Annotated in this window: 19 protein-coding genes, 1 tRNA gene and 5 pseudogenes; 18 read left to right on the top strand and 7 right to left on the bottom strand. The window is 71.0% G+C overall.

Going from position 1 to position 22,548, the window contains the following annotated elements; all coding sequences use genetic code 11:
- Window positions 1-180 precede the first annotated feature (180 nt).
- Window positions 181-2,634, top strand: coding sequence for a helicase-associated domain-containing protein (locus OG819_RS14415; RefSeq protein WP_266649723.1), 2,454 nt, complete (start codon window positions 181-183; stop codon window positions 2,632-2,634).
- Window positions 2,635-2,700: 66 nt separating this feature from the next.
- Window positions 2,701-3,646, top strand: a pseudogene (locus OG819_RS14410) (DUF234 domain-containing protein).
- A gap of 32 nt (window positions 3,647-3,678) precedes the next feature.
- Here the strand turns inward: OG819_RS14410 and OG819_RS14405 are convergent.
- Window positions 3,679-4,014: a hypothetical protein gene (locus OG819_RS14405; RefSeq protein WP_266649721.1), complete on the bottom strand. Its 336-nt coding sequence runs from the start codon at window positions 4,012-4,014 to the stop codon at window positions 3,679-3,681.
- Window positions 4,015-4,619: 605 nt separating this feature from the next.
- Between OG819_RS14405 and OG819_RS14400 the strand changes: the two genes are divergently transcribed.
- Window positions 4,620-5,126 carry a twin-arginine translocation signal domain-containing protein gene (locus OG819_RS14400; protein ID WP_266649720.1) on the top strand — a complete coding sequence of 169 codons (507 nt, stop codon included), beginning with the start codon at window positions 4,620-4,622 and terminating at the stop codon, window positions 5,124-5,126.
- Between the two features lie 207 nt (window positions 5,127-5,333).
- Window positions 5,334-6,005, top strand: coding sequence for a PHB depolymerase family esterase (locus tag OG819_RS14395; RefSeq protein WP_266649718.1), 672 nt, complete (start codon window positions 5,334-5,336; stop codon window positions 6,003-6,005).
- 247 nt (window positions 6,006-6,252) lie between these two features.
- On the opposite strand, the pseudogene OG819_RS14390 reads toward OG819_RS14395, so the two are convergent.
- Window positions 6,253-6,603 (bottom strand): annotated as a pseudogene (locus OG819_RS14390) (twin-arginine translocation signal domain-containing protein); the annotation flags it as partial.
- Window positions 6,604-6,842: 239 nt separating this feature from the next.
- Between OG819_RS14390 and OG819_RS14385 the strand changes: the two are divergent.
- On the top strand, window positions 6,843-7,499 hold the full coding sequence (locus OG819_RS14385; RefSeq protein WP_266432936.1) for an RNA polymerase sigma factor: 657 nt from the start codon (window positions 6,843-6,845) through the stop codon (window positions 7,497-7,499).
- Entirely contained in the window at window positions 7,496-8,611 is a 1,116-nt protein-coding gene (locus OG819_RS14380; RefSeq protein ID WP_266649716.1) for a CU044_5270 family protein, read from the top strand. The genes OG819_RS14385 and OG819_RS14380 overlap by 4 nt, the downstream gene beginning before the upstream one ends.
- 60 nt (window positions 8,612-8,671) lie before the next feature.
- On the opposite strand, the gene OG819_RS14375 is transcribed toward OG819_RS14380, so the two are convergent.
- The 3 genes and pseudogenes from OG819_RS14375 to OG819_RS14365 all read right to left on the bottom strand — a co-directional run bounded on the left by OG819_RS14375 (window position 8,672) and on the right by OG819_RS14365 (window position 13,525).
- The gene (locus OG819_RS14375) at window positions 8,672-10,651 is read right to left on the bottom strand and encodes a copper resistance protein CopC (RefSeq protein ID WP_266649714.1); all 1,980 of its coding nucleotides are present in this window, start codon (window positions 10,649-10,651) and stop codon (window positions 8,672-8,674) included.
- 170 nt (window positions 10,652-10,821) lie between these two features.
- Window positions 10,822-11,433, bottom strand: a pseudogene (locus OG819_RS14370) (GNAT family N-acetyltransferase); the annotation flags it as partial.
- Entirely contained in the window at window positions 11,423-13,525 is a 2,103-nt protein-coding gene (locus OG819_RS14365) for a penicillin acylase family protein (RefSeq protein ID WP_266649712.1), read from the bottom strand. The gene OG819_RS14365 and the pseudogene OG819_RS14370, both read right to left, overlap by 11 nt.
- Before the next feature lie 78 nt (window positions 13,526-13,603).
- On the opposite strand from OG819_RS14365, the pseudogene OG819_RS14360 reads away from it, so the two are divergent.
- The 6 genes and pseudogenes from OG819_RS14360 to OG819_RS14335 form a co-directional block, all read left to right on the top strand.
- Window positions 13,604-13,909 (top strand): annotated as a pseudogene (locus OG819_RS14360) (siderophore-interacting protein); the annotation flags it as partial.
- Between the two features lie 220 nt (window positions 13,910-14,129).
- Window positions 14,130-14,552: pseudogene (locus tag OG819_RS14355) on the top strand (siderophore-interacting protein); the annotation flags it as partial.
- Between the two features lie 36 nt (window positions 14,553-14,588).
- Entirely contained in the window at window positions 14,589-15,173 is a 585-nt protein-coding gene (locus tag OG819_RS14350; RefSeq protein ID WP_266626186.1) for an HhH-GPD-type base excision DNA repair protein, read from the top strand.
- A gap of 194 nt (window positions 15,174-15,367) precedes the next feature.
- A complete protein-coding gene (locus OG819_RS14345; RefSeq protein ID WP_266649710.1) occupies window positions 15,368-16,012 on the top strand; it encodes an HdeD family acid-resistance protein in 645 nt (214 codons plus the stop codon).
- Window positions 16,013-16,207: 195 nt separating this feature from the next.
- The gene (locus tag OG819_RS14340; protein WP_266649709.1) at window positions 16,208-16,498 is read left to right on the top strand and encodes a hypothetical protein; all 291 of its coding nucleotides are present in this window, start codon (window positions 16,208-16,210) and stop codon (window positions 16,496-16,498) included.
- Between the two features lie 69 nt (window positions 16,499-16,567).
- Window positions 16,568-16,714, top strand: coding sequence for a hypothetical protein (locus OG819_RS14335; RefSeq protein ID WP_266432917.1), 147 nt, complete (start codon window positions 16,568-16,570; stop codon window positions 16,712-16,714).
- Between the two features lie 127 nt (window positions 16,715-16,841).
- On the opposite strand, the gene OG819_RS14330 is transcribed toward OG819_RS14335, so the two are convergent.
- A complete protein-coding gene (locus OG819_RS14330) occupies window positions 16,842-18,446 on the bottom strand; it encodes a helicase HerA-like domain-containing protein (protein WP_266626193.1) in 1,605 nt (534 codons plus the stop codon).
- Window positions 18,447-18,551: 105 nt separating this feature from the next.
- On the opposite strand from OG819_RS14330, the gene OG819_RS14325 reads away from it, so the two are divergent.
- Entirely contained in the window at window positions 18,552-18,848 is a 297-nt protein-coding gene (locus OG819_RS14325) for a type II toxin-antitoxin system VapB family antitoxin (protein ID WP_003999914.1), read from the top strand.
- A 155-nt stretch (window positions 18,849-19,003) separates the two neighbouring features.
- Window positions 19,004-19,648 carry a LytR C-terminal domain-containing protein gene (locus OG819_RS14320; RefSeq protein ID WP_266652693.1) on the top strand — a complete coding sequence of 215 codons (645 nt, stop codon included), beginning with the start codon at window positions 19,004-19,006 and terminating at the stop codon, window positions 19,646-19,648.
- Between the two features lie 207 nt (window positions 19,649-19,855).
- Here the strand turns inward: OG819_RS14320 and upp are convergent, their stop codons facing one another.
- A complete protein-coding gene (upp, locus tag OG819_RS14315; RefSeq protein WP_054235115.1) occupies window positions 19,856-20,491 on the bottom strand; it encodes a uracil phosphoribosyltransferase in 636 nt (211 codons plus the stop codon).
- A 96-nt stretch (window positions 20,492-20,587) separates the two neighbouring features.
- Between upp and OG819_RS14310 the strand changes: the two genes are divergently transcribed.
- The 4 genes from OG819_RS14310 (at window position 20,588) to OG819_RS14295 (ending at window position 22,496) form a co-directional block, all read left to right on the top strand.
- Entirely contained in the window at window positions 20,588-20,896 is a 309-nt protein-coding gene (locus tag OG819_RS14310; RefSeq protein ID WP_266635182.1) for a hypothetical protein, read from the top strand.
- Window positions 20,897-21,161: 265 nt separating this feature from the next.
- Window positions 21,162-21,704 carry a hypothetical protein gene (locus tag OG819_RS14305; protein WP_266434062.1) on the top strand — a complete coding sequence of 181 codons (543 nt, stop codon included), beginning with the start codon at window positions 21,162-21,164 and terminating at the stop codon, window positions 21,702-21,704.
- 175 nt (window positions 21,705-21,879) lie between these two features.
- Complete coding sequence (tadA, locus tag OG819_RS14300) at window positions 21,880-22,311, top strand: tRNA adenosine(34) deaminase TadA (RefSeq protein ID WP_266634478.1); 432 nt, start codon at window positions 21,880-21,882, stop codon at window positions 22,309-22,311.
- A gap of 100 nt (window positions 22,312-22,411) precedes the next feature.
- Window positions 22,412-22,496, top strand: a tRNA-Ser gene (locus OG819_RS14295).
- Window positions 22,497-22,548: the final 52 nt, after the last annotated feature.

The following is a 22,548-nucleotide window of genomic DNA, read 5'->3' as shown; positions in this document are numbered from 1 at the left end:
GCCCTTCGACGTTGTCCGTCTCGGTTTCCGCCCTGAGCCGGCCCCGATGAAGCGCCGACGCCCACCAAGGGGTGACCTGTCTTCGTGCGGCACCCGCGGATCACGGGAGTGCGCCACCCTTGGACCCGGCGCCGGACCGGCTCCGGCGCTCGCTCTCCGGTCTGACGAGGTGCATCCCACATGAATTCCCTGGCGGAATGGCTGAGCAGCCTCGACGGCGCTCGCCTGGCACGCGTGCTCATGGCACGGAAGGACGCCGTGGCCCCTCCGGAGCCGCGCTCGCTGGGGGAGTTGGCCGACCGTCTTCAGCGCCAGGGGCCGGTGGCACTGGCCCTGCCGCGGCTCACGCGCCCGTACCTGCAGGTGACCGAGGCGCTGGCGGCGCTCGGGGCACCCGCTTCCCGCGATGCCCTGGCGAAGCTGCTGGGGGCGGCGGACGACGAGACCACTCGCGAGCTGGACGCCGCGCTGGAGGTTCTGGCCGATCATGCTCTGGTCTGGCCGGACGGCGCGGGGAAGCTCCGCATGGCCGCACCGCTGCGGCGGGCCTGGGACGCGCCTCTGGGGCTCGACGCTCCGCTGGAAGAGCTGCTGACGGGCACGACGTCCGACGAACTGCGCCGCATGCTGGTGACACTGGGCGTCACGCCGCCCGGCACCAAGCCGCAGCGGCTGGCCGCCCTGGTGGAACACCACAGCGACCCGGAGCAGATCGCCTCAGTGGTCGCGAAGGCCCCTGCGGCGGCCCGGAAGCTGCTCGAACGGCGAGCGGGAGCCACGGCGAGGCAGCCTGAGTTCATCATGTTCGGGGTTCCCGGCACCGGCCTGGAACCGGGCGCGCAATGGGCACTGGACCGTGGGCTCCTGGTCCAGGACCGTCACCGCTACGGGCCGGCCCGTATGCCTGCCGAGGTGGCGCTCGCGCTGCGCGGGCCCTCCTGGCAGGCCCCGTTCGAGCCCGTCCCTCCTTCCGTGCGGCTGGTGTCCGTCACCCCGGCGGAGGTGGATCGCGAAGCGTCAGCCGCGGCCACGGCCTTCGTGGCCCGAGCCGTCTCGGTCCTGTCGGCCTGCTCGGCGACCGCGCCGGCCCGGCTGAAGTCCGGCGGGATCGGTGCACGTGAACTGGCCCGGATCGGCAAGGCCGCCCAGGCCGACGACGCCGTCGTACGCATCACCCTCGAGGCCGCGTACGCCGCCGGGCTGCTGGGCCGGGACGGCGATCGCATGGCATCCACCGACACTTACGATGCCTGGGCCGAGCAGGAACCGTCGGAGCAGTTCGCCGTACTGCTTCAGGCATGGCGAAACCTGCCGCTCACCCCCACCCTGGCGCGCGACGAGGACAACAAGGCGCTCCCCGCCCTCGCCGGCGCACCGCCCTGCGACGGCTGCCTGCGGGCCCGCGACGGGCTGCTGGCCGCGGCCGCACAGCTCCCGGCAGGGCAGGGCGCGAGGGTCACCTCGGATCTGGGACCGCTGATCGCCTGGCACCGTCCACTCGCCGACTCATCGCCCCAGGACGGAACGCCGTTCGCCGCCGTGATCCGTGAGGCCGAGCTTGTCGGCGTACTGGCGCACGGTGCCCTGTCCTCCATCGGCATCAACCTGCGGGACGGCGACGCGGAGGGGCTGAGCATCGCGTGCGGGCGGCTGCTGCCCCCGGCCGTCTCGACGGCCCGGATCGGCGCCGACCTCACCGCCGTCGTCACGGGCACACCGTCCGCGCGGCTCGCCGCACTCCTGGACTCCGTCGCCGACCGGGAGACCAGCGGCACGGCGTCCGTGTGGCGGTTCAGCGCCGGTGGCATCCGCCGGGCTCTGGATGCCGGCCGTGTCCCCGACGACATCACCGCCGACCTGACCGCTGTCGCCACCGGGCCGCTGCCACAGCCGCTGTCGTATCTGATCGCCGACACAGCGCGCGGCCACGGGCGCGTGCGCATCGCCCCCGCCGCCTGCGTCATCCACGGCGACGAGCCCGCGCTGCTGGCCGAGCTCGCCGCCCACCGGGGGCTCGCCAAGCTCGGACTACGACACCTGGCGCCGACGGTGCTGGTCAGCCGGAGCCCCCTCGACACGACCCTTGCCGCGCTCCGATCCCAGGGGTACGCCCCTGTCGCCGAGACGTCCGACGGCACGGTACGCATCGACAAGACCCGACCTCGGCGGGCCACCACACCCGTTCCGGCCCCACGAGGCACGGGCGCAAAGGACAGGCGCCGGATCGCGGCCACCCTCGCGGCGATGCCACCGGCCGCCGTCGACCCGAACGCCTTGGCGACCCGACTGCTGGCCGCCGCGCCGACTTCCCCCACTCTCGGCTTCGATCGAGCGGAGGGACCCCCATCGGAAACAGCGCCGTTCGACGGAGGAGGGCCCTTCGCCACGGACACCGAGGAGATCGTCGCGGGGTGGGCGAAGCGACTGCCGTACAGCGATGTCCGCCAGCTCGCCCACGCCATCGACACCGGTGAGGCCATCACCGTCGACTACGTCGCCACCTCGGGCAACCGGACCCTGCGCACCCTCAGCCGCCTCGTACTCGACCCGCCCTACCTCGAAGCCTGGTGTCATCTGCGGGACGCCGAGCGCGTCTTCACCCTCTCCCGCATCCACGGCGTCATGCCCGGGTGAGGCATGCCCGAATGAGGGCCAATCTCTGCCGATTCTCCCGATACTGTCGCCCACAGGGGTCTTCTCATGCGTCGTTTCGTCGGGCGGGACCGTGAGCTGAACGTGCTCCGCAATGTCTTCCAGGCGGTTCACGACGCCGCCGGGTAGGCGAAACCGGGTCAATGCGTCCTCATGCGTGGAAGGCGGCGGGTCGGCAAGTCCAGCCTCGTCGAGGAGTTCCTCCGGCGCACGGAGCGGATGTCCGGGAGTTCCTCCGCGACTCGCTGGACAACCCGATCTCGGCACTGCTGGTCTCCGCCGAGCGGTCACTGGCCGCGGAGTTCCCACCCCAGGCGATGAGCAGGGAAGTCCTGCGAGCCATCGGAAGCGGGGAGCGAACCTTCACCAACATCGCGCGCCGTCGGCAACATCGCCCACACCACTCCCACCCGAGCCACGGATGTCCTGACCGAGAAACGGGTGCCTGACCGAGAAACGGGTGGTGGCAGCCGAACTTCCCCTCTCACTACGGCCGTCGAAGGAACGCCGCTACCGAGTGGCGGACCCTTATCTGCGGTTCTGGCTCGCGTTTCTGGATCCGCACATGGCGGAGATCGAGCGGATGCGGGGAGATCTCACTCTGAGCCGGATCAAGGAGCCGTGGACGAGCTGGCGGGGCCGCGCGATCGAGCCCCTGGTCCGGGAATCCCTCGCCCGTCTCCTGCCGGACGGGCTCCTGCCCGCCGCCCCGGCGATCGGCGGGTACTGGACCCGCAGCAACGACGTGGAGATCGACCTGGTGGGCGCCGACCGGGAGCCTGTGGCCAAGCGGTTGCTCTTCCTCGGCTCGGTCGAATGGCTGGAGAACTCCGCGTTCGACAGCCACGACCTGGCCGCACTGCAGAAGCACCGGGCGGCGATCACCGACGAGCCCGTACCGCTCGTGGCCGTCTCGCGGTGCGGGGTCGGCTGTGCCGGACTCCAGGCGGCATACGGTCCCGAGGAACTGCTCAGCGCCTGGCGCGGCGCGTGAGCAGGGGCTCGGCCTCCGCACCCCGGGCAGGTTCAGCCGCGTAGGGAGTGCAGCATGGCGCCGATCTTCGCCGCGACCGTCTCGGCCGAGCCCTGGGCGTACGACGAGTCCATCGCCTCGTAGGTGATCCGGGCGTAGCTCTGCGCCTCGGCCATGTTCTTCGAGCCGCCTTCGAGCATCGACATGACGGCGGTGTGCGGGAACGGCGAGTGCTTCTTGATGGCCAGCGCGGTGTCGGTGGACAGCTCCGGTTCCACCCCCACGAACGCGCCGTTGCCGAGCTGGAGGATCCAGATCGGTACGTCGGCCGTGCCGGTCGGGGTGAAGTCGTACGTCTTCGCCGGTCCCGTCGGATGTCCCATCGCCATCGTGTCGACCGTGACGGTGTCGGTGAGGAGGCGCACCGTCGAGCCCGAACCGCCGCCGGAGGTCTCGATGGTCTCGCTGACCCGGACGGCCTCGGTGCCCAGCCGCTAGCCCAGCGGGCTGCCGAGCCGAGTGCTCTCGTTCTCATTCTTGGGAACCACAGCTTTCTCCCTCATATTCAAGAAGTCATTGCCCGACCAGCGGAAGACGCCCGAAAAGCCGAAGGCGCCCGACAAATCGAAGACGTCCGTCAAATCGAAGACGCCCGTTAAACCAAAGACGCCCGTTGCGACACGCGGTAAACAGCCAGGGTTCTGCAAATTTCGGCCATCGGTAAAGCGCGAGAACGCCCGACACCAGGCACGCCCGCCGGGCCGCCCCGGACCAGGCAGCCCTCCCGCCGCGTCAGGATCGTCACACCGGAAATCGAGGCCGTCAACAATTGCCGCGCGTTAGCTAAGATTGCACGCCGCGAATTCACGTACGCGACCAGGAAACCTCTGCGTAACCTGTAAAAAAGAGCTGTCTTCTTGAACCGCTTCACAGCATGGGGCGAAACAGTGCCACCCAATAGCCCTGGCAATCACTCTCGAAGGAGCTCATCTTCATGGACAGGCGTACGTTCATGGCCGGATCCGCGACTGCGACAGCGGGCGCTCTGGCGGTGTTCGGCAGCGCGACCCCCGGCTCGGCCGACGCGGCGGACCCGACGGGCTCGGGGGGTGACCACGTGCGGAGCGTCACCGCCATCACGCAGGTCTTCGGCTCCGGGCAGAAACTCGTCGCGGTGGCCGTCGACTACGACCGGGACATCGACGGCTCGACGCTGTCGACGTCGACGTTCGCGGTCACCGACCGCACCGTGACCAAGGTCTACGCGAACCGGACGGCCGGCCTCGCGCGGCGGGGCGAGGACGGCCGCTACGTCATCGTGGAGCTGTCGCCGGACGACACCGCGGCGGCCCTGTGGGTGACACAGCAGGGACCCGGCGCCCCTCCCGGCGACGGATCGGGCGACGGTTCCGGCGATGCCGGCGGCGGGCCCGGGCAAGGGGGTCCGGTGGTCGGCGACACCACGCCGGGAGGAACCATCGTCGCGGCGAGGCCACACTGACCCAGACGGGCACCGTCACCACGACCCACGGCACCCGCTACGCCCCGGACAGCACGGCGCGGTCCACCCACGCGGTGGTGAACCTGATCGTCGACGACTTCCGGCAGTTCTCGTTCAGCGACCCCGCGACCGGACAGACCCTGAAGTACAACCTGTTCGTCCCGAAGAACTACGACCGCCGCAAGAGCTACCCGATGGTGCTGTTCATTGCACGACGCGAGCGTGGTCAACGTCGCGACGGAAGGCCCCCTGGTCCAGGGCCTCGGCGCCGTGTGCTGGGCGAGCCCGGAAGACCAGACACGGCACGAGTCCTTCGTCCTGGCGCCCGAATACGGCTCCGTGGTGATCGACGACACCTACGAGCCCTCGACGCTGTTCGAGGCCACCGCCAACCTCGTCGAGTCGGTGACGCGGCAGTACAGCATCGACCGGAACCGGCTCTACACGACCGGGCAGTCGATGGGCGCGATGATGTCGCTGGGCCTGAACATCAGGTACCCCGACCTCTTCGCGGCCGCGTTCATCGTCGCCGGCCAGTGGCCGGAGACTCAGGCCGCGCCGCTGGCCCAGAAGAAGCTGTGGATCCTCGTCTCCGCTGACGACACCAAGGCATACCCCGGCGAGCAGGCCATCACCGAGGTCATCCAGGACCAGGGCACGCAGGTCAGCACCGCCCTGTGGGACGGCCGGTCCACGGCCGCGGAGTTCGCCGCGGACGTCCGGAGCATGAAGGCACAGAGGACCCCGGTGAACTTCGCCGCCTTCGAGGCCGGCACCGTCGTGCCGTCCGGCTCCACCACCAGCGCGCACATGGCCACCTGGCAGGTCGCCTACACCATCCCCGGCATCCGGGACTGGATCATGCGTCAGTCCCTGTAAGCCCCGGCCCGCTCCGGGCGCTGCCACCCCGACTTCCCCTTGTCCGGGTGGCGGCGCGTGCCGACCGGGTCGCCGGTGGTTTTCCCCGGAGACGAGGGCTCTCCCCCGGGGCGGAGGTACAGCTGGCTACACCCCCGGTTCGGGAGCTCACCTCATCGTTCCGGCGCACGGACGACGGCATCGTTGAACCCAGTTGGTCCCAGAGGTTCACAGCCCCCGTCCGGAAGGAAACCCCATGAACGCGCTGCAGGCCATCGTGGTCCAGCTTCATGCCGACCGACACCAGGCCGGTGCCGCCCTCGTGGATGACCCTGCCCTCGCCGGTGCGCAGGTCGGTGCGGTAGACCGCGCCGTCGGCCCGCGAGCCCATGTAGGCGTACGGCTCGGCGCCGATGGTGATGCCCTCGGGGAGGAACCCGTCGGGGAGCGGGAACTCGGTCGGCCAAGAAGCGGCCCGGGGGGCGGCGGAGGCGGCGCTCGCCGTGCCGGTCCCGGTCGCCACCGCGAGCGCGGCCACGGCGGCACCGCCGAGAAACGCGCGCCGCGAGGGGCGGTCAGGGGAGTGGACCTGGGGCCGGTGGTGGGACTGGGCTGTCATAGTTCCGGGCCTCCATGCGAAGCGGGGTGGAAGTCTTCGGACTCAACAACTCGACGCGCGCCACGAGTTGACGGCCACTGGAGTTCCCCCGCACCCCATCCACCCCTTCCCTTCAAGCCACCCGTACGATCGCCCGTCATGGAGGACCGGCTGGAGCGCGCGGCGAAGCCCGGACATGTGACGCAGGTCACGGGAAGCCGGTGTGAGGTGCCGGACAGCTCATAGGGGTGAGCATTGATATGCGTACCCGGGTACGGGCCGGGGAATCGAGCGCCTTCGCGGAGCTCTTCGACAGCTATGCACGTGCGGTCTACAACCATGCTTTCCGGCTGACCGCCGACTGGTCGACGGCCGAGGACGTGATGGCCGCGACCTTCCTGGAGGCATGGCGGCTGCGCGACCGGGTCGACCCCGAAGGTGGCTCGCTGCGGCCCTGGCTGCTGGGCATCGCCACCAACACCGCGCGCAACCAGTCCCGGAGCAACCGGCGCTACCGGCAGGCGGCCCAGGCCGCCGCCGCGGCCGAGCTGTCGGTGCCCGACCACGCCGAGGACGTGGCCGGGCGGGTCGACGACCGGCGCCGCCTCGCGACCGCCCTCACCGCCCTCGCGGCACTGCGCCCCCCGGAGCGCGAGGTCCTCGCGCTCTGCCTGGGGGAGGGCCTGGACTACGAGGCCGCCGCGGAGGCGCTGGGGATTCCGGTCGGCACGGTCGCCTCCCGGCTCTCCCGTGCCCGCAAGAAGCTGCGCACCCTCACCGACCCCGGGCCGGCGCGCGAAGAACCCGGACCACTGCTGAAAAAAGTTCGCGGAAGACGGGAAGGCGGCCGCCCCGGCCGACAGATAACAGGCGATCGCACCCAAGTGATCCGGCCCGCACAGGAAGGAAACCGATGAACACGAACACGCCCCGGCAGAGTCCGGCCGAGCAGGACGAGAGCGCGAAGCAGCTCCTGTCCCGCACGGCGCGCGATCTCCCGGCGGGCCGTCACCAGTTCCACAAGGAGCGCCTGATGGCCCAGATTCACCAGACCCAGCAGGAAGAGCGCACGGCGGCCGCCGAGGCGGTGGCCCCGGCGCGGACCCGGCGGCTGCGGCTGCCGCGGCCGGCGATCATGCTGCCCGCGCTGGCCGCCGCGCTCGCCGGGACGGTCGTCGCCGGGGTGGTGCTGAACGACAGCGGCGGGGTCAGGGACGCCGGCGTCGCCACCGGACCCGCCCTCACCACCCACATCGGTGCCGCGACCACCAAGGGCGTCCCCCAGCTGCTCGACCAGATCTCGCTGGCGGCGTCCGAGAGCGAGGGAACCCACCCGGCCGTCAAGCCCGGCCAGTACGTCTACATCGAGTCCAAGACGGCCGACTCGTTCGTGAAGACCGTCGACGACAAGAGCAGCCTCGCCAGTCACGCGCTGCACCGCCGTCAGGTCTGGATGTCCTCCGACGGCACCAAGGGCTGGCTGATCGACCCGGCCGTCAACGACAGCTCCGAGGGCGAGACCCTGAGCCTGCCCGACGAACAGGGCAACACCCCGGTCGGGAGCCTGAACCACCCCACGTACGACTACCTGGCCGAGCTGACCACCGACCCCGACACGATCCTGGCCAAGATCTACAAGGAGACCAAGGGCCAGGGCAACACCCCCGACCAGCAGGCGTTCGAAACCATCGGAGACCTGCTCGTCGAGAGCTACCCGCCGGCGGAGCTGTACTCGGCCCTGTTCAAGGCCGCCGCGAAGATCCCCGGAGTCGTCGTGGTGAACGACGCGGTGGACGCGGTGGGCCGGCACGGGATCGCGGTGGCCCGGCTGGACGAGACCAGCGGCGAACGCGAAGAGTGGATCTTCGACAAGAAGACCCATGTCTTCCTGGGCGACCGCTCGGTCAAGGTGACCGCGAGCGCCGGCGAGGACGCTCTGATCAAGCCCGGCACCGTGACCTTCACCAACGCCATCGTCACCCGGGCCGTCGTCGACGGTATGAAGCAGACGCCCTCGGCGACCGGCTGACGTACCACCCGCGGGCGGTACGGACCGGTACGCCGGACGCGGTGCGGGAAGGGACCCGGGTCAGCCGATCTTCACGGTCTTCGACACCGTGACCTGGTCGATGTCGGTGGTGCGGACCGTGGCCTTCATGGTCCAGGTGCCGGCCACCGGGAGAGTGACGCCGTCGGCGGCCCAGTAGCCGCCCTTGTCGGTCAGCTCGGCGTCGATCGGGCCGATCTGCTGGGACTCCAGGGTGAAGGTGAGGCGCAGTTCGGGCACGGTGGCGAAGCCGCCGTCGGGGCCGTAGATCACGGCCTGCACGGAGTTCTCGCCCACACGGCTCGGTGTCAGTTGGATCTGCACCTTGCCGTGTCCGCCCTTCGTGCCCACGTCGAACGGGATCGTCGTCGTCGAGGCCGTGGCCTGCCCGGCGGCCTCGGTGGCGGAGGCCGCCGCGGCCTCGGTGGCCGCCCGGCCCGGCTGGGTACCGGTGAGCAGGGTGGTGATCACCAGCACGACGACGCCGACGACGACCTCGACCAGCACCGATCGCCGCAACGCCCGCCGGTACCGGTCGGCCTCGTCGGAAGCCTCGCCGGAGGTTTTGGCGGAGGTCTTGGCGGAGGTCTTGTCCGTAGTCCTGTCGGAGGGTGAGGGTCCTCGATCCGGATCCGGCGCGTCTTCGTCCGGAGCGTCTTCGTCCGGTGTGTGGCCGTCCGGTGCGTCGTCGTCGGGCGCGCCGCCGGCCCCCTCGGCTCGTACGTCCGCGGTGCGTACGCCGGTGGGGACGGCCGGGGCCCCCACCGTCTCCGGCACCCGCTTCTCCACCCGTACCGTCGCCGCCGTCCGTTCCTCCTCCGCCGCGAGCATCAGCCGTCCCGTCCAGCGGCGCGAGGCCCCCGCCCCCGCGAGCAGCACGAGCACCGCCACCAGCTTGGCGAGGAGGAGTCGGCCGTAGGAGGTGGAGGTCAGCGCGTCCCAGGAGCCGAGGCCGCGCCAGGACTGGTAGACGCCGGTGACGACCAGGACGGTGACCGAGGCGAGGGCGAGGCGGGAGAAGCGGTTGACGACGGCCGCGGGGAGCGGCTCGGCCGACCGGTACAGCGCGGTGAGCAGGGCCCCGAGACCGCCCATCCAGACCGCCATCGACAGCAGGTGCAGCACGGAGGAGACCATCGCCACGGGGACCTGGATCCCGGCGGACGCGTGCTCGGCGACGGCCCAGGTGACGGCGAGGGAGACGGTGAGCAGCCCGCCGAGTGCGAGAACGACCCGCCCCCGCGCCTGCTCCCGTACCGGATAGAACACCGCCGCCCCGAGCAGCACCAGCCGCGCCACCAGGGCCAGTCCCGGCCTGCTGGTCAGGGTCTCGCTGAGGACGGACGGGTCGAAGGCGTCCGCCGGTCCGCTGCCGCGCTCGTACGGTCCGCGCAGGAGCAGCAGCGCGACGGTGGACCCGGCCAGGATCCACCAGCCGGTGAGCAGCAGTCGCCGTACCGGGCCCGGGAATCCGCAGACCAGGACGAAGGTGGCCGCGCCGATGAGGAGGGCCAGACCGCCGTACGCGAAGTAGCGGGCCGCGTCGTAGAGCGTGCCCGCGGCGGTGTTCCCGTCGGGGTCGACGAGGACGGGCGGGGCGGTCGCGGAGGGTTTGCCGATGGAGAAGGTGAAGGCACCGGAGATCGGGTGGCTGTCGGCAGACACGACCCGCCAGGCCACCGTGAAGGTGCCGGTGCCGAGGCCCTTGGGCAGGGTCACGCGGGCGGTGTCGGAACGGTCGCCCGCGTGCCCCGGATCGCCGGTGTGGACGCGCCGGTTCTCCGGGGTGAGCACGCGGAAGGAGTCGTCGAGGAGCCCGATGGACTCGCTGAAGGTCAGCGTCACCTCGGTGGGTGCCGTCTTCAGCACGCTGCCGTCCTGTGGATCGGAGCCGGTCAGCGCGGCGTGGGCGGACGCGCCGCCGACGCCGCCGAAGAGCACCAGGACCAGCACCGTGCCCAACAGCGCGAGCCCTTGGGCGATCCGTCGTCGCTCCCGCTGTCCGCCTCCACGTTCACTCACACGCCGTCTCCGTCGTCTCCGTCGTTCCCGCGGTCTCCGCAGGTCTCCGTGTATTTACCAGAGTCACGGATACGTACGGCCGAATCCGGCGCCGTGCTCACTCCCCCGGCCGCCGGCGGAACCGGCGAGGAAACCGGCGGGGACGCCGTCGCGGAACCCGGGCAGGAACCCCCTGAGAGGGCCGCCTCCCGCGTCAGGAAGGCCAGGCGGGCCCGCTTCTCGGGCAAGTGGACATCGGGGAGGTCGATTTCCGGAAGCACGATCTCCGGGCCAGCCACGAAGCCCTGCCGGACCAGGCGCGTGATCGCCTTCTCGTTGCGCGCGTCGGGTTCCACCACGACCCGCCGCCGGTCGAGGCCGATCAGCACATACGCGGTGAACGCGGTCAGCAGCGCGGACGACCAGCCGGACCGGCCACCGCCGGGCCCCGCGGGACCGATCAGCAGATGGACGCCGACGTCGCCGGGCTCGACGGCGTAGCACTCGCCCACCCGGTCGGCCTCCGGTTCATACGTCTGGAAGAGCGCGGCGGGCTCACCGTCCTTGAGCGCGAGGAAGGCGTGGTGGGTGTCGAGGGAGTCCAGGTGGACGTACGTCTCCAGCACCTGCTGCTTCGTGAGCCCGTTCATGCCCCAGAACACGGCACGCTCCTCGCTCACCCAGCGGTGGATGACGTCCAGGTCGGCGTGCGGGTCGACGGGCAGGACGCGCACGGTCCCGAAGCCGTCGAGCTGTTCCTCGTGCACGGCCTCGCGGTCGGCGCCGTACGGCTCACTGCTCATGGCTGTCCTCAACCTTCTCTGTCTCCTGTTCCTGCGTCAGCCGGCTCCAGTCGGTGATGACCGGGGCCAGCCCTCCCTCGATCCACAAGGGGAGTTGGTCGCGGTGGTGGGCCGAGCCCGGGACGCCCGAGGCGCCGAAGGGGACCACCCAGAGGCTGTGGTCGCGGTCGGCGAGGTCCCAGACGTAACGGGCCGCCGGGCCGCGCGCACTCAGGTCCGTCAGGCCGGGGACCGCCGAGGTGCACAGCACGCAGTCGTGGTCTCCGGAGAGCCCCGGTTCGTCGTACGAGGTGGTCGTGAGCGCGCGCCACGGCGCGAGCCGGTGGGTGTCGCCCCAGACGCCGAGCGGTTGCGCGGCCGCCTCCTCGACGGCCTCGCGGACGAGGGCGGCGCGGTCGATGCCGTACAACTCCTCGGCCTTCAGCAGGTGTTCGAGGGCGAAGCCGACGCGGGGGAGGAGGGCGAGCCAGGGGCGGAAGACCTCGGGGTACGCGGGCGCGTCGGCCAGCGCGGCGAAGGCGGGGTGTGCGGCGAGCCGCCGTACGACCGCGCCGCGCACCGCGGAGTACGCGGCCGCCGCCAGGCTGTCGGCCGTCATCCGGCGGTCCCAGCCGAGCAGCCGGTCCCGCAGGGCGGTCGCTTCGATGCCGAGTCCGTCGAGCGCGGCGAGGTGGTCCATCAGGGGCGCGGCGGAGCCGAGATGGGTGTCCATGTGGACGTCCGCCATGTCCCGGGCCGTCCACTTCGGCCGCTCGTCGAGGAGTTGTCGGATCCGGGCGGCACGGTGCGGCGGGGCGAACTCGACGCCGAGCGGGGTGGCCGGCCCGCGCTGGTTGGCCATCACGGCGGCGCCGTCCTGGACCGTCCCGTACGGCATCTCGTGCCAGCCCCGCCACTCGTGCCCGGGCTCCCAGGCGGCGACGATCCGGGTGCGGTTGTCCGAGCCGCGGAGCGGGACCCGGCCGGCGACCCGGTGCAGTACGCCGCCCTCGGTGTCGGCGGCCTGGACGACGTTCACGGGCTCGGCCCAGTGGTCGAACGCCCGGTCCACGTCGGCGACTTCGCGGGCCCGCAGGAGGGGGAGGAGCGCGCTGAAGCCGAGGTCCTCGGTGACGCGGGGCGGGTAGCGGAGGCTGATGGGTCCGATGCCCTCGGTCCGCTCCGTTCCCCCGATGACGACCGGCCCGCGCGGGGTCTCGACGATCTCGACCTCGACGGGTTCACCGCCGGCCACCTCGACCGTCTCCACGTGCCGGGCCACGGGCCGCCACTCCCCGTCCGGGTCGAGCGCCTCCCATCCTTCCGGTCCCTGAGGTCCGGCGCGTCGCAGCCGCTCCCGGTACAGGTCCTGGTAGTCGGCCATCGCGTTGGTGATGGCCCAGGCGACGGTGCCCGTGTGGGCGAAGTGGGCGATGCCCGGGACGCCGGGGACGGCGAGGCCGACGACGTCGAACTCGGGGCAGGAGAGGTGGATCTGCTGGTAGACGCCGGGGTCCTCGATGAAGCGGTGCGGGTCGCCCGCGATGACCGGCCGCCCGGTGCCGGTCCGCTCGCCCGTGACGAGCCAGCCGTTGCTGCCGGAGGTGCCGGGACCGTCGGCGGCGAAGAGGTCCACGGCCTCCGGCCCGATCCGGCGGACGACCTCCTCCCTCCACAGCTTGGCGGGGAAACCGGCGAAGAGGATGTGCGTGCCGAGCCAGACGCCGAGCGGGGTCCAGGGCTCCCAGCGCCCTACGGCGAGCCCGGTCCTGGCGAACTCCGGTGCGTGCCCGGCGCCTTCGGCCAGCCCCTCGTTGACGCCCTCGACGTACGCGACGACCCAGTCGGCGGTCTCCGGGTCCCGTCTGTCCAGAGCCGCGAAGCAACGTCTCGCGGTGTCGTCGAGCCGGGCCCGGCGCGCGAACCGGTCCCAGTCGACGGCCTCGGCGCCGAGGAAGGCGGCGGAGGTGCCCTGTGACCGGTGCCGTTCGACCTCCAGCTGCCAGGCGCGGTCGAGGGCGGTGACACGGCCTTGGGCGCGGGCGAGGTCGAGGGCGCTGCCCGCGCGCAGGTGGGGGATCCCCCAAGGGTCACGGTAGAGCTCGGCGGTCACAATCCATCCCCACTTTTATCAGGTTAGGCTAACCTAACTTCCATTGTGGCGAAATCGTACGCGAGGGGCGGACAGACGATGGCTCAGGGGCACGGCTGGGAAGGCGCGGTACTCAAGCTGCTGCGCGGCAAGGACTTCGAGTTCACCGTGACCGAGGCCGAGGACATCACCCCGCGCTACCGCCGCCTGCGCCTCACCGACGGCGGCATGCTCGCGGCGACCGGGGTGCACCCGACCATGTGGGTCCGGCTGTGGTTCGACAACGCGGGCAAGCCGCACCAGCGGGCGTACACCCTGGTCGACCCCGACCCGTCGACCGGCACCTTCGGCCTGGAGTTCGCGCTGCACGAAGGGCGCGCGAGCGACTGGGCGCGGGCGGCTAGGGTCTGTCCGGCGGATCAGGTCGCAGGAAACGGGCGGTGCCTCATCGACGCTGGTGAGCGGGGCTTGGTGCGTCCAACTGCAAGGCGGAGGAAGGCGTCGACGCGATGGGGGTCCCCCCGCTCGAGCGAAGTCGAGAGTGGGGGAGTCGGCAACCGACGACAACGCCGCCGATGGACGCACCAAGCCCCGCATCTGCAGCATGATCCGCCGGACAGACCCTAAGCCCGGGGACACCATCGAGGCCACCGTCCACGGCACCGCGTTCACCGAGCCGGACCCCGCCCCGTCCCACGTCTTCGCCGTCGCCGACGCGGCCTCCCTCCCCGCCCTCAACTCCCTCCTCGACGCGGTGGGTACGGCCCCGGCGACGATCTGGTTCGAGACGGACCACGGCACGGACGGGCTCCCGCTCCGCACCCGCCCCGCACTCCACGACCTGCGCCCGGTCCCGCGCCGGGGCGCCCCTCTGGTCGCCCAGGTCAAGGAGTCCCTCCCGGGCCTCCTCGCGGACCAGTCCGCCCCCTACGTCTGGATCGCCTGCGACACCACCACGACCCGAGCCCTCACGGCGTACGTGCGCAAGGAACTCTCCGTCCCGAGGCAACGGGTGAACGCCATGGGCTACTGGCGCACGGCGGCCTGAGAGGCGTTCGGCACCCGCACGCGGGATCATCGAGGCATGGACGTCAGCCTTCACATCGCCCAGGATCCCGAAGCCGACGCGCTGCTCAGCCGCAGTCCCCTCGCCGCCCTGACCGGGATGCTGCTGGACCAGCAGGTGCCGATGGAGTGGGCGTTCAAGGGACCGCGCACGATCGCCGAGCGCATGGGCACGGACGAGCCGGACGCGCACGACATCGCCGCGTACGACCCGGAGAAGTTCGCCGCGCTGCTCTCCGCGAAGCCGGCCGTGCACCGCTATCCCGGGTCCATGGCCAAGCGGATCCAGCAGCTGTGCCAGTACCTCGTGGAGCACTACGACGGGGACGCCACCAAGGTCTGGGAGGGCGTCAAGACCGGCGAGGAGCTTCTGCGGCGGCTCAAGGAACTGCCCGGCTTCGGCGCCCAGAAGGCCCAGATCTTCCTGGCCCTCCTCGGCAAGCAGTTCGGTGTGCGGCCCAAGGGCTGGCGCGAGGCCGCGGAGGCGTACGGCGAACCGAACTCCTTCCGCTCCGTCGCCGACATCACCGGCCCGGAGTCCCTGGCGAAGGTCCGCGCCCACAAACAGGAGATGAAGGCCCAGGCGAAAGCCTCCGGCAAGTAACCCCACGTCCCTCGTCCTCAAACGCCGGACGGGCTGAAGATGCGCGCCAGCGCTTCTGAGGGGCGCGGGGAACTGCGCGACCAGCCCCCACCCGCCCGCAGCCGACGGACGCACCCCGCGGGGTGAGGGGCCCCAGTTCCGTCGGATGGGTCACCGAGGTGGCAGCCCACCCCCACCCGGCCAAAGCATGAGTCATGAGCGAGGCACCGAACCGCCCCCACCAGGGCCCTCAGTACGACGACCGCCACGTCCACGACCGCGAGCCACGCGTCGCCCCCGAAGGCCCCCTGCACCTCATCACCCGCAGCGCCTGGCAAGCCGTCCTGCTCGCCGGCATCGCGGCCCTCACCCTCGGCGTGATGGTGCTGGTCTGGCCGGGCGCCTCCCTGCTCGCCGCAGGCGTGCTCTTCGGGCTCTACCTGCTCGTCAGCGGAGTACTCCAGCTCGTCTCCGCGTTCGGCACCCACGCCGCGACCTCACTGCGCGTCATGGCCTTCATCAGCGGCACCCTCTCGATCCTGCTCGGCCTGTTCTGCTTCCGCGGCCCGATGCAGTCGATCCTCCTGCTCGCCCTGTGGATCGGCATCGGCTGGCTGTTCCGCGGCATCACGCAGACGCTGGCCGCCGCGTCCGACCCGACCGTGCCGGCCCGCGGCTGGCAGATCTTCCTCGGCATCGTCAGTTTCCTCGCGGGGATCGTCCTGATCGTGTCCCCCTTCACCTCGGTCGCCGTCCTCACCCTCGTCGGCGGCTGCTGGCTCCTCGCGGTGGGCGTCACGGAGATCATCACGGCGTTCGTGATCCGCAGCCGCGTCGAGCACATCCCGGCCGTCGTCTGACCGCACGACGGCACCACAGCGGCACCACACGGCACCACGTCGTACGTGTCGTACGTCAACCCCGCGCCTCGCTCGTAGCCCATGAGAGCGGATCTCGCCGCCGACCCGATGAACCACCCACTCCGGATGGGGACACGACCTCCTATGAGCCCCTCTGCGCACCGCCGGCCGCGCCCGTCGCACCGGCACGCATGGATGCGGGTCCTGACGCTCCTCGTCCTCACGATCCTCGCGGCGGGCGCCCACGTCGACCCCCTCGCCACGACCCCTGTCGTGGCCACCGCCGACACCGACTGCGGCACCGAACACGACGTACTCGACACGGCCCTTCGCCCGCCCACCCGGCAGGAGCACCGCCCCCTCACTCCGCTGCGCCCCGCACCGACCGCTCCCTGCGGCCCGGAACCTGCGCCCCACCCCCGTCACCTACCGCCGTCGCACTCCGGCACGCTGCACGCCCTGCGCTCCGTGGTCCTGCGCTGCTGACAGGCCCGGCCCGGCCTCCGGACCGTCCTCACCAGCCAGTCAGCGAACCAGCGAACGCAAGGAACAGCCATGCCCAACGACCCGTACGCGGTCCTGCGCGCCCTCCTGCGCGCGGAAGCCGTCCGCGACACGCCCAAGCCGAAGCCCGAGCTCAGGCCCGCGCCGGACGCCCGGCAGGTACAGGCACCTCCGCCCGAGGAACACGGGAACAACTAGGCACAACGGCACAACCGGGGGAAGCCCGAGGCGACCGCCCCGACGGCGGGCGGTCGCCTCACTCCCATCGACTTGCGGCCGCCGGCTATCGGCTGACGGCTATCGGCAGGCGGCTACCGACCACTGGCTACCGCCTGCGCCGAGCCGTCCCGAAGAGGGAGCGCGTGATCTCCCGGCCGATCTGCGTACCCACCGACCGCGCCAGGGACTTGAAGATGCCGCTGCCGACGACCTGTTCGACGACCGAGGGTTCCTCCTTCGCCCGGCCGCCGCCCTTCGCGGGCGCCCGCCCGGCCCCCGGAGCCGCCTGTGCGGCTGCCTGCGCGGCGGCCGCGTCGCGCGCCGCGAGCTTCTCGTACGCCGACTCGCGGTCGACCGCCTCCGCGTAGCGCCCGTACAGCGGTGACGCCCGCACCGCCCGGTCCAGTGCGGCCGGTTCGACGGGGCCCATCAGGGACCGCGGGGCCCCCAGCCGGGTCGCCGCGACCGGCGTCGGGGCGCCCTTCTCGCTCAGCACGGTCACCACGGCCTCGCCGGTGCCGAGGGCGGTGAGGACCTCCTCCAGGTCGTACACGGAGTTGGGGAAGGTCTTCACCGTGGCCTTCAACGCCTTCTGGTCGTCCGGCGTGAAGGCGCGCAACGCGTGCTGGACACGGTTGCCGAGCTGGGCGAGGACGTCGGACGGCACGTCCTTCGGGGTCTGCGTCACGAAGAAGACACCGACCCCCTTCGAACGAATGAGCCGCACGGTCTGGGTGATCGACTCCAGAAAGGCCTTCGACGCGTCGGTGAAGAGCAGATGCGCCTCGTCGAAGAAGAAGACCAGCTTGGGCTTGTCGATGTCGCCGACCTCCGGGAGGTCGTGGAAGAGATCGGCGAGCATCCACATCAGGAAGGTCGAGAAGAGCTGCGGTTTGTCCTGGACCTCGGGGAGTTCGAGGACGGACACCGTCCCGCGGCCGTCCGACGCCGTCCGCAGCAGCTCGCTCGTGTCGAACTCCGGCTCCCCGAAGAACGGGCTCATGCCCTGTGCCTCGAAGGCCGTCAGGGAGCGCAGGATCACGCCCGCGGTCGCGGACGACAGGCCACCGATGCCCTTCAGTTCGGCCTTGCCCTCGTCCGAGGTCAGGAAGGTGACGACGGCCCGCAGGTCCTTGAGGTCGAACAGTTCCAGGCCCTTCTGGTCGGCGTAGTGGAAGATCAGGCCGAGCGACTGCTCCTGGGTCTGGTTGAGCTGGAGCACTTTGGACAGCAGCACCGGGCCGAAACTGGTGACCGTCGCCCGTACGGGAATGCCGTGGCCCATGCCGCCGAGCGCGTAGAACTCGGCCGGGCAGGCACTCGGGGTCCACTCCTGATGGACCTCTTGGGCGCGCTCCAGCACCTTGTCGTTCGACACGCCCGGCACCGAGATCCCGGAGACGTCACCCTTGATGTCGGCGAGGAACACCGGCACGCCCTGAGCCGACAACTGCTCGGCGATCAGCTGCAGCGTCTTGGTCTTGCCGGTGCCGGTGGCGCCGGCGACCAGGCCGTGCCGGTTGAGCACGGACAGCGGGATGCGGATCCGCGCGTCCGGCAGACACCGCCCGTCCCAGAGCAGTGCGCCCAGGTCGAGCGAGGGTCCGGGGAACGCGTAACCGGAGGCGATCTCCAGGGCCTCCTGGGAGAGCCCGGGAGCGCCGCTCACACCTTCGGGTGCCACCGCGGGAGGTGCTTCGCTGTCGCTCATATCAGGCCCCTGTTCCCGGTTTGCACTGATTTACGACGTCTTTTCCAGCGTCGCACTCCGTCGCCATGGCTGCGCCCGGAAGGTCTGGGCCGGTAGGCTTTCCGTGTGATCTTCAAGCGCATCGGAAACGGACGGCCGTACCCCGACCACGGCCGGGAAAGCACCCGGCAGTGGGCGGACGTCGCGCCGCGCCCGGTCCGCCTCGATCAGCTCGTGACGACCAAGGGCCAGCTGGACCTGGAGACCCTCCTCGCCGAGGACTCCACGTTCTACGGTGACCTGTTCGCGCACGTAGTGAAGTGGCAGGGCGACCTGTACCTCGAGGACGGCCTGCACCGCGCCGTACGCGCCGCGCTGCAACAGCGCCAGGTGCTCCACGCGCGCGTGCTCGAACTCGACTGAGGTCGGGCGCCGGGGACGCGAGGGCTCTTCGAGACCCAAGACCCCCACCCATTGACCCTTTTGGGTTGGACTGGGCCTCAACCGATGATCATTTAGTAGGAATCACCGCCGCGGCACACTACGCTGCGCCCATGAGCATGCTCACTCCCCCTGGCATGGGCGGCCAGTACCGGATCACGGGGGACAAATACCCACGGATGCGCCGACCCCGGGGGCGTCGCAGGCTCGTGTTCCTGGTCGTCGCCTCCGTCACCGCGCTTGGGCTGGTCGGGTGGGGAACCCTGCAGCTCATCGACGTCTTCACGGGCAAGGGCGACAAGGCCACGGCGGCCGGCCCGAAGAGGGACTGCACGTCCGCGGTCGGTCCGTCGGCCGAGGCGACCACGGCGTCCACCACGTCAGGCGTCGCCGGGGCGCTGCCCAAGCCCGGGCAGATCACCGTCAACGTCCTCAACGCCACAGCGCGCAGCGGCCTCGCCAAGCAGACCGCGGACGAGCTGGAGAAGCGCGGGTTCCGCATCGGCGACGTGGGCAACGCGACGGCCACGTACGACAAGAAGGTCGCCGGCGCCGGGGTACTGCTCGGCGCCAAGGGGGCGTCGCGGGCCGCGCTGCCCGTCCTCGGCACACAGTTGTCCGGCGCCGAGGTGAAGACGGACGGCCGCGCCCAGGCCGACCGGGTCGACCTGATCATCGGCACCGCCTTCAAGAGCCTCACGAAGAAGGAGGACGCCGACAAGGCCCTGGCCACCCTGGCCGGGCCCCAACCGGCCGCCTCCGCCTCTCCGAAGAGCTGCTGAACGGCGAAGGCTGTCGGCGGCCCCGTAGGACCGCCGACAGCCCGTGAGAGCGTGCATGACCGGAACGGACCTGAGGGCCCTGTAGGGACCGTTGAAGGGCCCGTTGGGACCGTTGAAGGCCCGGAAGGGCCGGTTGACCCGTCGAGGCCCGTAGGGACCGTTGAAGGCCCCATAGGGCCGTGAGCGGGCCCGCAGAGGTGCGGGAACCTACTCGGCCGCCCCGTACATCCGGTCCCCCGCGTCGCCCAGCCCCGGCACGATGTAGCCGTGCTCGTTGAGCCGTTCGTCGACCGACGCGGTCACGACCGTCACCGGCGTTCCCGCGAGTTCGCGCTCCATGACCTCGACGCCCTCCGGGGCGGCGAGCAGCACCACGGCGGTGACATCGTCGGCGCCGCGCTTGATCAGCTCCTGGATCGCCGCGACGAGCGTGCCGCCGGTGGCCAGCATCGGGTCGAGGACGTACACCTGGCGCCCGGAGAGGTCGTCCGGCATGCGGGTCGCGTACGTGGACGCCTGGAGCGTCTCCTCGTCGCGCACCATGCCCAGGAAACCCACCTCGGCGGTCGGCAGCAGCCGCACCATGCCGTCGAGCATGCCGAGGCCCGCGCGCAGGATCGGCACGACCAGCGGGCGCGGGTAGGACAGCTTGACGCCCGTGGTGGGGGCGACCGGGGTCACGATGTCGACCTGCTCGGTGCGCACGTCCCGGGTGGCCTCGTAGGCGAGCAGGGTGACCAGCTCGTCGGCGAGCCGCCGGAAGGTCGCGGAATCGGTGCGCCGGTCGCGCAGGGTGGTGAGTTTATGGGCGACCAGGGGGTGGTCGACGACGTGGAGACGCATGCCCATAACAGTAGCTGTGCCCCCAGGCCCCTCGCTCTGGCATCAAACCGCCCGTCAGAGGGAAAGTGGGAGGGACCGACCTGGGGTGGTGGGCCTATGCCGGAACGGGAAAAGGAGTCCCCGGAGCAGTTGGAGCGACTTGGGCGAGCCGAGGGGGCCGAACGGGTCGAAAGGACCGAACGGCTTCGCCGCGTCGAACAGGCCCAACAGGCCCGACGGGCCGAGCGGATCGGGCAGGCCGAACCGGTCGGGCAGCCGGAGACGGACACCGAGCGCCGACGGCGGCGTGCCCAGTTCCTCCGGGACCTGACCGAGGCGCGCGAGCTGCGCGACCGCGTCCAGCCCCGCCGCGCCAAGGCCGCTCGCCTCCGTCACGCCATGCGCATGCGCACCTTCCGTTGGTAGCCCCTTCGGTGGCTCCTTCGGCAGCTCCTTGGTGGTCCGCCCACGCCGTGAGAGCGGGGACATGCACACACGACGCCGAGGTCCGCGTACGATCCGCTGGTAGCGATCAAAAGAGGCAGACACAGCAGGCCGAAGACGTCCCCTGAACGCTCTGTTTCTGCCACGATTCCGAGTGGGTGGGGTCTCGGAGCAGCACTCCCCGCCCAATCGACCTCCGCCGGGGGGACCCCCAACCGGCACGCCTATGACCAGTGGGAGAGTCACGGTGTACTTCGCCGCACTGCTCGCGCGCACCGAAGACGGGTGGGAAGCGAGCGACACAGAGCTCGACGATGTGGAGACCCTGTCGGATCTGACCGATCTGGCCCGTGAAGCCTCGGACGAGGACACGGTTCTCGTACTCATCGAGCAGGAGGACGCGTGGTTCGGCGTCGTCCGCGTGGACGGCGAGGAGGACCCTCGCATCTACGTCTCGGACGCCGCAGCCGCTGCCCGCAGCTCGTACGGCGAGATCCTGCTCACGGACGAACTACTAGGACGGGAGCCCGGCGACGACGACGCCGACCTGGACTCCCTCGATCTGGACGGCACCGAGGACGGTGAACCCGACGACGCAGACGACTCCGAGGACGACGAGGAGGAGAGCGTCTCCGGCGAAATCGTCTCGCACAGCCCCGTCGGGGACCGCGAGATCCTCGTCGACCTCGGTGTGAGCGAGAAGGAACTGCTCGCCCTGGACGAAGGCGACGCGCTCAGCACGATCGCCGAAGCCCTGGGAGCGGCGGAGGTCCTGGAGACCGTCCGCTAGGGCCTGTCGATTGGATCAGGTCCCCGGGCCTGATCCAGAAGACAGGTCCCGGTTCCCGTAGTTCCGGGTGAGGCGGTTTCCCGGGCGAGCCCGATAGATTTCCCGGGTGAGCCCGACAAAAGAGACCTTTCCAGCAGATCCGGCAGATCCGGTACGCGACCGCTGGCGGGCCGCGATGCGGCTCGCCCTGGACGAGGCCCACCAGGCCGTCCAGGGCGGGGATGTTCCCGTCGGCGCCGTCGTGCTGTCCACGGACGGCACGACGGTGCTCGCGACCGGGCACAACGAACGCGAGGCCACCGGCGATCCGACGGCGCACGCCGAGGTGCTCGCGATCCGTGGGGCCGCCCAGCGGCTCGGGGAGTGGCGGCTGAACGGCTGCACGCTCGTCGTCACGCTGGAGCCCTGCACGATGTGCGCGGGCGCGCTCGTCCAGTCCCGGGTGGACCGGGTCGTCTACGGCGCCCGCGACGAGAAGGCGGGCGCCGTCGGCTCCGTCTGGGACCTCGTACGCGACCGTCGGCTCAACCACCGCCCCGAGGTGATCGGGGGCGTACTCGAGGACGAGTGCGCGAGCCTGCTCACGCGCTTCTTCCGCGACCACTGACGCCGCTCCCCCGTGACCACCGATCGCGGGACGTTGATCCTTCAAGCGCCGCCGGAAACGGATTTCGAACCACGGCCCACCTTGGGGTAGGGTCTCCCTCGGTAGCGTGTCCGAGCGGCCGAAGGAGCTCGCCTCGAAAGCGAGTGTGGCGCAAGTCACCGAGGGTTCAAATCCCTCCGCTACCGCAGGTAGACGAAGGGTCCGGCTCATCGAGCCGGACCCTTCGTACATCCTCCG

The sequence above is a fragment of the Streptomyces sp. NBC_01549 genome (assembly GCF_026339955.1).
GTDB lineage: Bacteria > Actinomycetota > Actinomycetes > Streptomycetales > Streptomycetaceae > Streptomyces.
The sequence above is the reverse complement of the archived record's forward strand: the minus strand, read 5'-3'. Positions and strand labels throughout refer to the sequence as shown.